Origin of the sequence: Bacillus sp. FSL W8-0223, assembly GCF_038006805.1 — a bacterium.
GTDB lineage: Bacteria > Bacillota > Bacilli > Bacillales > DSM-4216 > Bacillus_O > Bacillus_O smithii.
Genome location: NZ_JBBOVX010000001.1, coordinates 1438085 through 1451526 on the forward strand (window position 1 = coordinate 1438085; position 13442 = coordinate 1451526).

Below are 13442 nucleotides of genomic sequence, written 5' to 3' on the forward strand. Positions count from 1 at the left end.
TATGCTTTATCCATCGATTGACTCTTTATTAAAGAAAATTGATTCCAAATACTCACTTGTCAGCATTGCCGCCAAAAGAGCGCGTCAATTACAAGATCATCCTGAAGACGAACTTTTAGATTCCTATGTTTCACAGAAATATGTCGGTAAAGCATTGGAAGAAATAGATGCCGAGTATTTAACCTTAAAAGAAAAAACAGAAGGTACAACTTACTCCGATGAAGGATAACAACCTTATTAGGTTGTTATTTTTTCTTAATCAAAAAAGTCGAATCATGTCAGCGGTTTTCATTCGTGTGACATAAAAGCATAGACAAGTCAGTCGTTTATACGAAGAAGGAATTTTGAAATAGGAAGAGATGCTTTTAACCTGTAGGCGCCCATTAACCGATTTTATTTCCGTGAGGTTTTTTGTTTTGCTTCTTGATCCGGAATGTTTCGTTTACAAAGTCGAGTGAAAAAACAAAGCTTTTCTGTCCAATAGCGGTACAATGGTATAGAGAAGGGGGTTTCATAATGTTGAAAGGAAAAAACATCTTACTATGCGTTACAGGTGGCATTGCCGTTTACAAAGCAGCGGCATTGACCAGTAAATTAACGCAGGCGGGGGCTTCTGTAAAAGTCATTATGTCCAACGGAGCTCAAAAATTTGTCACGCCCTTAACGTTTCAAGCGCTGTCTAGAAACGATGTTTATACAGATACATTTGATGAAAAGCATCCCGAATCGATCGCCCATATTGACCTGGCAGATTGGGCCGATCTCGTTCTCGTGGCGCCGGCTACAGCGAATATAATCGGAAAACTTGCCAACGGCATAGCGGATGATATGATTTCGACGACTTTGCTTGCTGCTACTGCTCCGGTTTGGATAGCGCCGGCAATGAACGTCCATATGTACGACCATCCTGCGGTGAAGCGGAATATTGAACGTCTGCAATCTTACGGTTATCAATTTGTAGAACCAAATGAAGGTTATTTGGCTTGCGGATATGTAGGAAAAGGAAGGATGGAGGAACCGGAGAACATTGTCAAGTTGATTAGCTCGTATTGGGAAAAAGAAAAAAATCAGCCTTTGAAAGGAAAGAAAATCGTCATAACAGCGGGGCCGACACGCGAAATTTTAGATCCTGTCCGCTTTTTTTCCAACCGTTCTAGCGGAAAAATGGGATACGCCTTGGCGGAAGAGGCCCATCAATTAGGAGCTGATGTAACGCTTATTTCCGGCCCGGTTTCGTTAAATCCGCCGATCGGTGTGAACGTAAAATATATAGAAAACGCAGAAGAAATGTACGACGCCGTACTGGAGGAGTTTCCGTCCGCAGACATTGTCATTAAAAGTGCGGCTGTTGCCGATTATCGTCCAAAACAAGTATCCAATGAAAAGATGAAAAAACAGGATGGAGATTTGATCATCCAAATGGAACGGACGAAAGATATTTTAAAAACGCTCGGCGAAAGAAAAGATCATCAGTTCCTCGTTGGTTTTGCCGCTGAGACTTCCAATCTCGATGAATATGCAATGAGTAAATTGAAGCGGAAAAACGCAGATATGATCATTGCCAATAATGTGAACGAAAAAGGCGCCGGCTTTGAGGAAGATACCAATATTGTGACAATCTATAAAAAAGACGGTTCAAACAAACGATTAGGGCTTATGTCCAAAAAAGAATTGGCAAAAGAAATCTTTCGTGAAATCGTCAAAACGCTTCAAGAGGAAAGATCAAAATGAACGTAGCAAGCGTGATTGTGGATGTACCAACCATGCAAACCGACCGGCCGTTTGATTACTTGATTCCTGAAAAATGGAGTCAAATGATCCAGCCAGGCATGAGAGTGATCGTGCCTTTCGGGTCAAGAAATGTGCAAGGGTATGTAGTGAAAGTAAAAGACCATTCGTCTTTTCCTCAGTTAAAAGCCATTCGAGAGCCAATGGACGTTGTTCCGGTACTGAATCAAGAGTTGATGGATCTAGCTGACTGGTTGACGAAAACGACGCTTTGTTTTAAAGTTTCGGCCTATCAAGCGATGCTTCCAGCTGCCATGAAAGCAAAATACGAAAAGCGATTCGCGGCAGTCAACGAAGAGAAGATAGCGGATGAGAAGGTAGCCGAGCTGTTTAAGAATAAAAAGGAAATCACTTGGGAAGAAGGGGAAAAGGCGGGACTTTTAACCTCTATACAAAAAGAGGTGAAAGCTGGAACGGTTGAATTGATTTATAAGGTGAAAAGCAAAGGAAACAAAAAGACAGTACGGATGATTGGCACGAGATTATCGGCCGAGGAACTGTCAGAAGCCGCTTCCCGTTTAAAGGGGAATGCCGTCAAACAAAAACGGCTGATCGATGTGTTTAAACAACATCCAGGAGAAATGATATCTGCAAAAGAACTGCTGGAGAATGCAAACAGTACGTCATCCAGTTTGCAGGCGCTGATCCAAAAAGGGATTTTGTATGAAGAGCAAAAAGAAGTATATCGCGATCCTTATGCTCAAACGGATTTTGAAAAAACAAGTCCCTTTCCTTTGACAGATGAGCAAAGAAAAGCCATTTCCCCCATTATTGAAGCTTTGGAAGAAGAAAAGCATGAAACTTTTTTATTATACGGAGTGACAGGCAGCGGAAAAACAGAGATTTATTTGCAATCGATCCAAAAGGTACTGGAAAAAGGAAAAGAAGCCATTGTGCTCGTACCGGAAATTTCTCTGACACCGCAAATGGTTCATCGCTTTAAAAGCCGATTTGGTGATGATGTAGCCGTTTTGCACAGCGGATTGTCCATTGGCGAAAAGTATGATGAATGGCGGAAAATTTTAAAAAAAGAAGCGAAAGTAGTGGTGGGAGCTCGTTCGGCTATTTTTGCGCCGTTTGAAAACATCGGGATCATCATCATTGATGAGGAACATGAGACAAGCTATAAACAAGAAGAAACTCCGCGATATCATGCTAGGGACGTCGCGATCAAAAGAGCACAGCATTTTAATTGTCCCGTCATTTTAGGAAGCGCCACTCCTTCGTTGGAAAGTTTCGCGAGGGCGCAAAAAGGTGTATACCATTTATTAACGCTGAAAAACCGTATGAATCACCGCGATCTTCCTGAAGTGGAAATTGTCGATATGAGAGAAGAGCTGCGGGCTGGCAATCGTTCGATATTTTCAAGGTCTCTATTTGAAAAGTTAAAAGATAGAGTGGAAAAGGGCGAACAAACCGTGCTGCTTTTAAACCGAAGAGGACATTCCTCCTTTGTCATGTGCCGAGACTGCGGCTATGTCGTTCAATGTCCGCATTGCGACATTTCATTAACATATCACCATTTTTCAAATGAAATGAAATGCCATTATTGCGGCTATGAAACAATAGCGCCGTCTGTTTGCCCGGAATGCGGCAGCCCATATATTCGCTATTTTGGGACCGGAACACAAAAAGTAGAGGAAGAATTGGGAAAGCTGCTGCCTGAGGCCAGAGTCATTAGAATGGATGTGGATACGACACGAAAAAAAGGCGCTCACGAAACTCTTCTGCGCCAGTTTTCAGAAGGAAAAGCCGATATTTTACTAGGAACGCAAATGATTGCGAAAGGGCTGGATTTTCCGAATATTACACTTGTCGGGGTGTTAAGTGCGGATACGATGCTGCATCTTCCCGATTTCCGCTCGTCAGAAAAAACGTTTCAGCTATTAACCCAGGTGAGCGGACGAGCCGGCAGGCATGAATTGCAAGGAGAAGTGGTTGTTCAAACCTATACCCCTGAACATTACAGCATACAGCTTGCCGGTCAACAAAATTTTGAGCGTTTTTATCAGCGGGAGATGATCATGAGAAAATTGGGAAGTTATCCTCCGTTTTATTATTTGGCCCTTGTCAATGTCAGCCATGAGGATCCGCTCGTGGCAGCCTCCGTAACAGAAAAAATTACGAAATTCATCCGCAGCCGGCTCTCCAATAAAACGGTTGTTCTCGGACCGACTGTTTCTCCCATTCCTCGGATCAATGATAGATATCGCTATCAATGTTTGATAAAATACAAGCATGAACCAATGCTTTCCGATACGTTGAAATCGATATTGGAACAGTATAACGGACAAGGATCCTATTCTCATTTGCAAATAGCAGTGGATATCAATCCGTTTGTGATGATGTAAGTTAGGAGGAAAAGTTTTGGCGATATTACCTATTGTCACTTATCCGGCAGAAATATTAGAAAAAGAATGCAAGCGAGTGACATCTTTTGATAAACATTTAAAAAAATTGATTAAAGATATGCACGAAACAATGTTAGAGGCGGACGGGGTTGGTCTGGCCGCTCCTCAAGTCGGGATCGATCTCCAAGTAGCAGTTGTGGATATCGGAGACGAAAATGGAATGATCGCACTTGTCAATCCGGAAATTTTGGAAACAAAAGGGACCCAAACAGATATAGAAGGCTGTTTAAGTATTCCCGGTCTATACGGGGAAGTGACAAGGCCCTATTACGTGAAGGTAAGGGCAAAAGATTGGAAAGGTCGAACTTTCATCATCGAAGCCAATGGTTTTTTGGCAAGGGCGATTCAACATGAAATTGATCATCTTCACGGTATTTTGTTTACTACTAAAGTAGATAAATATATAGAAAAAGAATCGTTGGAAGGGTATGAGGCTGAATGATCAAGATTGTATTTATGGGAACACCCGATTTTTCTGTTCCTATTCTAAGAAGGCTAATAGAAGACGGCTATGAAATTCAAGCGGTTGTGACACAGCCTGACCGCCCTGTTGGCCGCAAAAAAATACTCACTCCGCCTCCTGTTAAAGTAGAAGCAGAAAAACATGGCATTCCCGTTCTCCAGCCAGAAAAATTGAGAAACTCAGACGAATTGCGAACGATATTGAGTTTCAAGCCGGATATCGTCGTGACCGCAGCCTACGGACAAATTTTGCCAAAGGAACTGCTTGAAGCACCCAAATACGGCTGTATAAATGTTCATGCTTCTCTTTTGCCGGAACTTCGCGGCGGAGCGCCGATCCACTACGCGATCATACAAGGCAAAAAGAAAACAGGCATCACCATCATGTATATGGCAGAAAAATTGGATGCCGGAGATATTATCAGCCAAGTGGAAGTGCCGATCGAAGAAACGGATCATGTCGGCATCTTGCATGACAAATTAAGCAGGGAAGGGGCCGAATTGCTTTCCAAAACGCTTCCAAAAATTATAAATGGCGAAATCACGCCGATTAAGCAAGACGAGAGTCGGGCGACATTTGCTCACAATATTAAGCGAGAGCAGGAAAAAATTGATTGGACCAAGCCGGGTGAGGATATTTACAATCATATACGTGGTTTGCATCCTTGGCCGGTTGCCTATACTACACTTGATGGGAATATAGTGAAAATTTGGTGGGGAGAAAAACAAACGCTCCCTGAAAAACAAGAACCCGGAACCATCATGGCGATAGAAAATGACGGAATTCTCGTCGCTTCCGGAAATGAAACAGGCATCAAGATTACGGAGCTCCAGCCAGCCGGAAAAAAGAGGATGAAAGCAGAACAGTTTTTGAGAGGAGCCGGATCTCTGCAAATTGGAATGAAATTGGGAGATTGAAATGGAGAAAAAAAAGAAAAATGTTCGCGAGGCTGCGCTTGAACTGTTGGAAGCAGTCGAACAAAATCAGTCATACAGTAATTTATTGCTGAATTCAGCTATTCAAAAATACGATTTAACAGGTCCGGATGCCGGTTTATTGACAGAATTAACATATGGGACGATACAAAGAAAATTTACGCTGGATTATTTTTTGGCACCGTTTTTGAAACACAAGCTAAAATCATGGGTACGAAATTTATTGCGATTATCTTTGTACCAAATGGTGTATTTAGACAAAGTTCCTGACCGTGCTGTTATATTCGAAGCGGTGGAAATAGCCAAAAAACGGGGCCATAAAGGAATTGCCGGCATGGTCAATGGCGTGCTTCGCTCCATACAACGAAAGGGATTGCCAGCATTAGATGCGATCACGGATCCAGTCAAGCGAATTTCGATTGAGACAAGTCATCCGGAGTGGCTTGTCAAGCGCTGGATTCGTCAATTCGGATTGGAAAAAACAATAGCGATGTGTGAAACCAATTTGTCCGTTCCTGTTCAAACGGTGCGCGTGAATGAAACGAAAGCAGATAGGGCGGAAGTTTTAATCAGCTTGCGCCAAGAAGGATTTTCAGCAGAAGAAAGTCCGATTTTGCCGGAAGCCATTCGAGTTTTGAAAGGGAACGCAGCCCAATCGTCCGCTTTTCAGAAAGGGTTGATGACCATTCAAGATGAAAGTTCTATGCTGGTAGCGCACGCCATGAAACTGGAACCCGGAATGGTTGTCCTTGACGCCTGCGCTGCTCCCGGCGGGAAAACGACCCATATGGCGGAAAAAATGCAGGGAACAGGAAAAGTGTATGCTCTTGATTTACATCCTCATAAAATCAAATTGATTGAAGAAAATGCAGTTCGATTAGGTCTTGAAAATATTTCCTCCCTCCCTCTTGATAGCCGTAAAGGAGGAGAAAAGTTCCCGCCGCAATCTTTCGACCGTATTTTAGTCGATGCCCCCTGCTCTGGACTAGGCGTTTTAAGACGGAAGCCGGATATAAAATATGTCAAAAAACAGGAAGATCTTCAGTCTTTGCAGAAAATACAATTGGAAATATTGGACGCCCAGGCACCTCTTTTGAAATCCGGCGGCCTTTTGATCTACAGTACTTGTACGGTGGACCAAGAAGAAAATGAAGGTACCGCCAATCGATTTCTTGATCGCCATCCTGAATTTGAACCCGAGCCGTTGGATCATCTGCCGGAAGCGGTGCAGCCGTTTGTAACGGGACATTTTCTTCAAATTTTTCCTCAAGATTTTGGCGGAGATGGATTTTTTATCAGCTGTTTTAGAAAGAAGGATGAATGAAAATGGAACAGACAATCACGATGACGAAAAAATCTAAGAAAATGATAGAAGACAGGCCGCCTTCTATCTACTCAATGGAACTGCCTGAGTTGAAAGAATGGATCCGCCATCATGGCGAAAAACCTTTCAGAGCAGAACAAATTTATGATTGGCTCTATAAGAAACGGGTCACGTCGTTTGAAGAAATGACGAATTTGCCGAAAAGCCTTCGGGATAAACTGGCGGAACACTTTACTATCACCACATTGAAAACGATTGTTCAACAAACTTCTCAAGATGGCACCATTAAATTTTTATTTGAATTGCATGATGGATTTTCTATTGAAACGGTGCTAATGCGTCATCGATACGGAAATTCGGTTTGCGTGACCACACAAGTTGGATGCCGGATTGGATGCACATTTTGTGCCTCAACTTTAGGAGGATTAAAAAGAAATTTAGAGGCGGGGGAAATCGTGGCGCAAGCGGTGCATGTGCAAAAAGCGCTCGATGAAATGGGAGAACGGGTCAGTTCCGTCGTCATTATGGGAATTGGAGAACCGTTTGATAATTATGATCAAATGCTTTCGTTTTTAAAAATTATCAACCATGAAAAAGGACTCAATATCGGCGCTCGCCATATTACGGTTTCTACAAGCGGAATCATACCGAAAATCTATCAATTTGCCGATGAAAATTTGCAAATTAATTTCGCCATTTCCCTCCATGCTCCTAATAATGAGCTTCGCAGCAAATTAATGCCAATTAACCGCGCATACAAATTGCCGGATTTAATCGAAGCCGTAAAGTATTATATTGAAAAAACAGGCAGAAGAGTCAGCTTTGAATACGGATTGTTCGGCGGAGTAAATGATTCGGTTGAACACGCCGAAGAATTGGCCGAGCTGATCAAAGATCTAAAGTGTCATGTCAATTTAATTCCAGTGAACTATGTTCCGGAACGAAATTATGTTCGGACGCCGAGAAGCCAAATCTTTAAATTTGAGAAAACGTTGAAAAAACACGGAATCAATGTAACGATTCGCCGTGAACACGGGCATGATATTGACGCTGCTTGCGGGCAACTCCGCGCTAAGGAGCGGAAAGAAGAAACGAGGTGACCGCTTATGGAGTCAGTGTTTAAGACTGATAAAGGATTAGTCCGCCAGCATAACGAAGACAGCGGCGGAATTTTTCGCAACTCATCCGGTGACCTCTTGGCCATTGTGGCCGATGGAATGGGCGGCCACAATGCTGGAGATGTCGCCAGTGAAATGACGATCAAAGAATTGCAAAAAGAGTGGCAGCAAACAGAGATGATTTCCACCCCTGACAAGGCGGAAGAATGGCTAAAGACGGCCATTGTCAAAGTGAATGAGAAGATTTTATCCCACTCAAGGGAAAATATTGAATGTTCGGGTATGGGCACGACCATTGTGGCTGCGGTTTGCACAAGCCGCTTCTGCACGATTGCCAATATCGGGGATAGCCGTTGTTATATTTTGAATGAAAACGGCTTTCAAAAGCTGACGGAAGATCATTCTTTAGTGAACGAACTTGTAAGAACAGGACAAATCACCAAAGAGGATGCTGAACATCACCCCCGCAAAAATGTTTTGACGAAAGCCCTTGGGACAGAGGAGGAAGTAGCTGCCGATGTGCTAAGCATCACCTTTGAAGATGGCGATTATTTGCTGCTCTGCTCGGATGGCCTTTCCAATAAAGTTTCGGAAGCGAAAATGGAAGAAGTGATTAAAGGGGAACTTCCGTTGGCGGAAAAAGCTCAAACGCTCATTGACTTAGCCAATCAAGAAGGCGGAGAGGATAATATCACCATTGTGATTTTACACCAGACAGCCGGGAGTGAAAGCGGGTGATCGGAATGCTTGCCGGCAGGAGAATCAGCGGAAGATACAAAGTAATCGAAATGATTGGCGGAGGCGGGATGGCGCATGTCTATTTAGCACGAGATATCATATTGGACCGAGATGTGGCTCTAAAAGTATTGAGAATGGATTTTGCCGAAGAAGAAGAATTTATACGCCGTTTTCAAAGAGAAGCTCAATCGGCAACCAGTCTTGTTCACCCGAATATCGTGAATATTTATGATGTGGGAGAAGAAGACAATATTTTTTACATTGTGATGGAATATGTGGATGGAATGACTTTAAAACAATACATAATGCAGCATTCCCCTATCCCGGTGGAGAAAGTGCTAGACATCATGAGTCAGCTGACTTCTGCTATCGCCCATGCACACCGCAATTCGATTATTCACCGTGATATTAAACCGCAGAATATTTTGATCGATCACAATGGTCATGTCAAAATTACCGATTTTGGCATTGCGATGGCTTTAAGTGCGACGTCGATTACCCAAACCAACTCTTTTCTCGGATCTGTGCATTACATCTCTCCTGAACAAGCTCGAGGAGGAGTAGCAACAAAAAAATCAGACATTTACTCTCTTGGTATTGTAATGTATGAACTGCTGACAGGAAATTTGCCATTTTCAGGAGAAACAGCTATTTCCATCGCCTTAAAACATTTGCAATCCAATACCCCCTCTTTGCGGGAAAAATTTCCGGAAATTCCGCAAAGTGTGGAAAATATTGTGCTGAAAGCTACTTGCAAAGACCCTTTTTACCGTTATAACAGCGTGGAAGAAATGGAAGAAGATATAAGGACTGCTCTTGAACCGAGCCGACTGAATGAACCGAAATTTACCATTTTGGTGGACGAAGAAGAAACAAAAGTCATACCTGCCATTAAAGGTCCACTTCCGGTAGATGATTTAGAATCGACGGCTGTTTACCCATTAAAAGAAGAAACGAACAGTGGGTCGGACAAGCCGGAAAAAAAGAAAAGAAAAAAATGGCCTTGGATTGTAATCGGAATTTTCTTGCTCTTGTTGTTGGCAGCGGGGAGCGTCTTTGTGATCCCGGATTTATTGGGACCGAAAGAAATCAAGGTGCCGGATGTTCATGGGAAAACGGTGGATGACGCCGTTTCGAAATTGGTGACGGATGGATTGAAAGTTGGAGACACGATCGAAAGGTTTAGCGATCATGTACCGGCAGGAAAGGTCATCTATACCAAACCTGGTGCTAATCAAACAGTAAAAGAGGGATCTTCTGTTGATCTGTATGTAAGCTCCGGGAAAAAAACATTTAAACTGGATGATTATCGTGATCGGGATTATAATGAAATCGCCGACATGTTGGAAAAAGAACATTTTAAAAGGATCCGTAAAGTAGAGATATATGACGATCACCCGCCGGGAACCATCATAGACCAAGATCCGGGGCCAAATGAAAAAGTCGTTCCGGAAGAAACAGAGATGACATTTACGGTAAGCAGGGGTCCGGAAAAGGTATCGCTGATTGATTTGACTGATTACAACGAGAAAAGTTTGAAAGATTATGCGGCCACAAGCGGTTTAAAAGTGGACATTGTCAGAAGAGATTATTCTGACAGTGTGCCGGAAGGGCTGGTAATCTCTCAAAATCCTTCAGCCGGTACGCTGTTAAACAAAGGGGATAGAGTGGAAGTTGTGCTGTCAAAAGGCAAAAAAGAAATTCCGCCTAAAACCGTTACAAAAGAATTGTTCATTCCATATGAACCGGATGAAGAAGGAAAGCCTCAAGAAGTGGTCATTTACATCGAAGACGCAAACAACAGCATGACTGTACCATATGAGACTTTTTTCATTCATGAAGACACGAGAAAAACGATTTCATTGACGATTGCCAGTGGCAAAAAAGCAGGATATAAAGTGGTTAGAGATAAAAAAGTCATCATTGACGAAATGGTCCCTTTTCCGGATGACGAGTAAGTCCATAACGACAACTTTGACCAACTATTTTTCTTGAGCGATCCGTTGGCTTTAAAAGTCTTACCTGTAAGAAAATCATTTTGAGTAAGGAGGAATGCAATGGCTAATGGAAAAATTATTAAAGCGCTGAGCGGATTTTATTATGTATTAGATGGAGAAAAAGTGGTTCGATGCCGAGGAAGAGGGGTGTTTCGAAAACAAAAAATTTCCCCTCTTGTCGGTGATTATGTGGAATATCAGTTGGAAAGCAATCAGGAAGGATATATTTTAAGCATAGAGAAGCGCAAAAATGAGCTGATCCGTCCGCCCATTGCGAACGTAGACCAAGCCATTTTGGTTTTTTCAGTGGCGCGTCCCAATTTTCATCTCGGGCTTTTGGACCGTTTCCTTGTGTTAATCGAATCTAAAGCGATCACACCGATCATATGCCTCACAAAAATGGATTTGCTTTCGCCGGAAGACGAACAAAAAATCCACTCATACTGTGAGGATTACAGGGAAATCGGCTATCAAGTCATTACCACATCTGTTAAAAACGGGAGCGGCTTAGATCAAATTCGTGCTGTTTTGCAAGAGAAAACATCGGTGTTTGCTGGACAATCTGGTGTCGGTAAATCTTCGCTTTTGAATGCATTGCGTCCAGACTTACAATTAGAGACGAAAGATATTTCCGATTCGCTGGGAAGGGGAAAACATACCACTCGCCATGTGGAATTGATTGAAATAGATAATGGTCTTGTGGCCGATACTCCTGGTTTTAGCTCCCTTGAATTAGGAGACTTGGACCTTGATGAATTGTCGTCTTGTTTTCCGGAAATTCATCAACTAAGTCAATATTGCAAGTTCCGAGGGTGTCGTCATTTGAATGAACCAAAATGTGCAGTGAGAGAAGCGGTGGAAATGAAGAAAATTCCCGCTTATCGTTATGATCATTACCAACAGTTTTTAGTTGAAATAAAAGAGAGAAAGCCGAGGTATTGATGGACTATGATCAAAATTGCACCTTCCATCCTTTCCGCCAATTTTTCGAAATTAGGGGAAGAAGTGAAAGAAGTTGAAAAAGGCGGGGCCGACTACATTCATGTGGATGTGATGGATGGACATTTTGTCCCTAACATTACGATGGGACCGTTGATTGTCGAAGCCGTCCGACCTGTTACGAAGCTGCCGCTGGATGTCCACTTAATGATTGAAAACCCGGATGCTTATATTGACACATTTGCCAAAGCAGGTGCTGATTATATTACGGTCCATGTGGAAGCGTGTCCGCATCTTCATCGCACGATTCAACACATCCGTTCGCTGCGAGTAAAGGCAGGTGTAGCGGTCAATCCGGCTACCCCTGTAGAAATGATCCGTCATGTGCTAAATGACGTTGATTTAGTTCTCGTCATGACCGTCAATCCTGGATTTGGCGGACAAACCTTTATCGATACTGTTCTTCCGAAAATTCGTCAAGTGCGGCAATTAGTGAGTGAAAACGGTCTTGATGTCGAAATTGAAGTGGATGGCGGTATCAACGCAGAAACAGCAAAATTATGCGTCGATGCCGGCGCGAACGTGTTAGTGGCCGGCTCAGCCATTTTTAATCAGGAAGATCGCCAAAAAGCGATCAGCTTGATCCGTAAACGACTGGAACAATAATGGATAAAGGATATTGTTGTATCCTCCATCTTTATACTCTTACACAATAGTTTCATAGAAAAGGCGGAGGACCTCCCTCCCTTTTTTTAATGGTTGATTCGCTAAGAAGAGGGAAAAAATATTTGCACATTAGGCGTTTCCCGTTTGGAAAAGTTTAAAATCAGTACTCATTGCTATAGATGCATTCATGGGAATCGATAGGAGGAATATGGATGAATGTGGGCATTGTGGCAGGCGGTCCCCGTATATGTATACCGGATTTAAAAGCGTTTGATGGACAAGAGATGTATTGGATCGGGGTCGATAAAGGCGTGCAATATTTGCTGGATGAACAAATTGTGCCTGATCTCGCTGTAGGTGATTTTGATTCCATTCGAGAGAGCGAATGGAAGCGAATAAAGGAAAAAGTGCGAAATATTAAAAAATACAGACCGGAAAAAGATGAAACCGATATGGAGCTAGCCATCGAATACGGTGTAAAGCAAAATCCAAACACCATCTCTCTGTTTGGCGCCACCGGCGGGAGGCTGGATCATTTTTTGGCTAATATCAGTTTGCTTGTGAATGAGAAATGGAGCAAAAGCTCTATAGATTTTAAGATCATCGATCGCCAAAATATCATCTCGGTTCATCGTCCGAAAAAATATGAAATACGAAAACTTCCTGATAAGCCATATGTTTCTTTTCTTCCTGTGAACGGCCATGTTGAAGGATTAACGCTTACAGGGTTTAAATATCCTTTACATAATTATACGGCAATATTTGGATCGACTCGATGCATAAGCAATGAACTGATTGAAGAAAAAGGTACTTTTTCCTTTACAAGCGGCATATTAATGATGGTAAGAAGTTCCGATGAAATGCCAATCAGTCCGGCACGTTAGGACGATACGTACTTATTTCCTTTGTTTGAATATAATATGGCGAATAGACCATTATCATCCTTCAGATGAATGGGGAGGGACATGGAATGAAATTTTATACGATTAAATTGCCTAGATTTTTAGGCGGAATTGTCCGGGCAATGCTTGGTACCTTTAAAAAAGGATAAAGAGAAAAGAGA

Annotated in this window: 13 protein-coding genes; all 13 read left to right on the forward strand. The window is 42.6% G+C overall.

Features of this window, described 5'->3' with window-relative positions; translation table 11 throughout:
- Position 1: 1 nt before the first annotated feature.
- The 13 genes from rpoZ to spoVM all read left to right on the forward strand — a co-directional run bounded on the left by rpoZ (position 2) and on the right by spoVM (position 13430).
- Complete coding sequence (rpoZ, locus tag NST81_RS07095) at positions 2 to 229, forward strand: DNA-directed RNA polymerase subunit omega (protein WP_003354523.1); 228 nt, start codon at positions 2 to 4, stop codon at positions 227 to 229.
- Between the two features lie 287 nt (positions 230 to 516).
- Complete coding sequence (gene coaBC / locus NST81_RS07100; protein WP_048623128.1) at positions 517 to 1731, forward strand: bifunctional phosphopantothenoylcysteine decarboxylase/phosphopantothenate--cysteine ligase CoaBC; 1215 nt, start codon at positions 517 to 519, stop codon at positions 1729 to 1731.
- Positions 1728 to 4139: a primosomal protein N' gene (gene priA, locus NST81_RS07105; RefSeq protein ID WP_048623129.1), complete on the forward strand. Its 2412-nt coding sequence runs from the start codon at positions 1728 to 1730 to the stop codon at positions 4137 to 4139. The genes coaBC and priA overlap by 4 nt, the downstream gene beginning before the upstream one ends.
- A gap of 16 nt (positions 4140 to 4155) precedes the next feature.
- Positions 4156 to 4641 (forward strand): peptide deformylase, encoded by a 486-nt coding sequence (gene def / locus NST81_RS07110; protein WP_048623130.1) that lies wholly within the window; start codon positions 4156 to 4158, stop codon positions 4639 to 4641.
- Positions 4638 to 5579: a methionyl-tRNA formyltransferase gene (gene fmt / locus NST81_RS07115; RefSeq protein WP_048623131.1), complete on the forward strand. Its 942-nt coding sequence runs from the start codon at positions 4638 to 4640 to the stop codon at positions 5577 to 5579. Before def ends, fmt begins: the two co-directional genes overlap by 4 nt.
- Position 5580: 1 nt before the next feature.
- Positions 5581 to 6921, forward strand: a complete 1341-nt coding sequence (gene rsmB, locus NST81_RS07120; RefSeq protein ID WP_048623132.1) for a 16S rRNA (cytosine(967)-C(5))-methyltransferase RsmB — start codon at positions 5581 to 5583, stop codon at positions 6919 to 6921.
- A 20-nt stretch (positions 6922 to 6941) separates the two neighbouring features.
- Entirely contained in the window at positions 6942 to 8021 is a 1080-nt protein-coding gene (gene rlmN / locus NST81_RS07125) for a 23S rRNA (adenine(2503)-C(2))-methyltransferase RlmN (RefSeq protein ID WP_371836613.1), read from the forward strand.
- A gap of 6 nt (positions 8022 to 8027) precedes the next feature.
- Positions 8028 to 8777, forward strand: coding sequence for a Stp1/IreP family PP2C-type Ser/Thr phosphatase (locus NST81_RS07130; RefSeq protein WP_003354530.1), 750 nt, complete (start codon positions 8028 to 8030; stop codon positions 8775 to 8777).
- Between the two features lie 5 nt (positions 8778 to 8782).
- The gene (gene pknB / locus NST81_RS07135) at positions 8783 to 10735 is read left to right on the forward strand and encodes a Stk1 family PASTA domain-containing Ser/Thr kinase (RefSeq protein ID WP_048624423.1); all 1953 of its coding nucleotides are present in this window, start codon (positions 8783 to 8785) and stop codon (positions 10733 to 10735) included.
- A 99-nt stretch (positions 10736 to 10834) separates the two neighbouring features.
- On the forward strand, positions 10835 to 11716 hold the full coding sequence (gene rsgA / locus NST81_RS07140) for a ribosome small subunit-dependent GTPase A (protein ID WP_003354533.1): 882 nt from the start codon (positions 10835 to 10837) through the stop codon (positions 11714 to 11716).
- A gap of 6 nt (positions 11717 to 11722) precedes the next feature.
- A complete protein-coding gene (rpe, locus tag NST81_RS07145; protein ID WP_048623133.1) occupies positions 11723 to 12379 on the forward strand; it encodes a ribulose-phosphate 3-epimerase in 657 nt (218 codons plus the stop codon).
- Positions 12380 to 12591: 212 nt separating this feature from the next.
- Positions 12592 to 13263, forward strand: coding sequence for a thiamine diphosphokinase (locus NST81_RS07150; RefSeq protein WP_048623134.1), 672 nt, complete (start codon positions 12592 to 12594; stop codon positions 13261 to 13263).
- An 86-nt stretch (positions 13264 to 13349) separates the two neighbouring features.
- Positions 13350 to 13430, forward strand: a complete 81-nt coding sequence (gene spoVM / locus NST81_RS07155; protein WP_040341495.1) for a stage V sporulation protein SpoVM — start codon at positions 13350 to 13352, stop codon at positions 13428 to 13430.
- Positions 13431 to 13442 lie beyond the last annotated feature (12 nt).

Coding starts and splice junctions, on each gene's coding strand:
- NST81_RS07130 (WP_003354530.1), top strand. CDS start 8,028: ATGGAGTCAGTGTTTAAGACTGATAAAGGATTAGTCCGCCAGCATAAC.
- rpe (WP_048623133.1), top strand. CDS start 11,723: ATGATCAAAATTGCACCTTCCATCCTTTCCGCCAATTTTTCGAAATTA.
- rpoZ (WP_003354523.1), top strand. CDS start 2: ATGCTTTATCCATCGATTGACTCTTTATTAAAGAAAATTGATTCCAAA.
- fmt (WP_048623131.1), top strand. CDS start 4,638: ATGATCAAGATTGTATTTATGGGAACACCCGATTTTTCTGTTCCTATT.
- pknB (WP_048624423.1), top strand. CDS start 8,783: ATGCTTGCCGGCAGGAGAATCAGCGGAAGATACAAAGTAATCGAAATG.
- rsgA (WP_003354533.1), top strand. CDS start 10,835: ATGGCTAATGGAAAAATTATTAAAGCGCTGAGCGGATTTTATTATGTA.
- NST81_RS07150 (WP_048623134.1), top strand. CDS start 12,592: ATGAATGTGGGCATTGTGGCAGGCGGTCCCCGTATATGTATACCGGAT.
- priA (WP_048623129.1), top strand. CDS start 1,728: ATGAACGTAGCAAGCGTGATTGTGGATGTACCAACCATGCAAACCGAC.
- rsmB (WP_048623132.1), top strand. CDS start 5,581: ATGGAGAAAAAAAAGAAAAATGTTCGCGAGGCTGCGCTTGAACTGTTG.
- spoVM (WP_040341495.1), top strand. CDS start 13,350: ATGAAATTTTATACGATTAAATTGCCTAGATTTTTAGGCGGAATTGTC.
- coaBC (WP_048623128.1), top strand. CDS start 517: ATGTTGAAAGGAAAAAACATCTTACTATGCGTTACAGGTGGCATTGCC.
- rlmN (WP_371836613.1), top strand. CDS start 6,942: ATGACGAAAAAATCTAAGAAAATGATAGAAGACAGGCCGCCTTCTATC.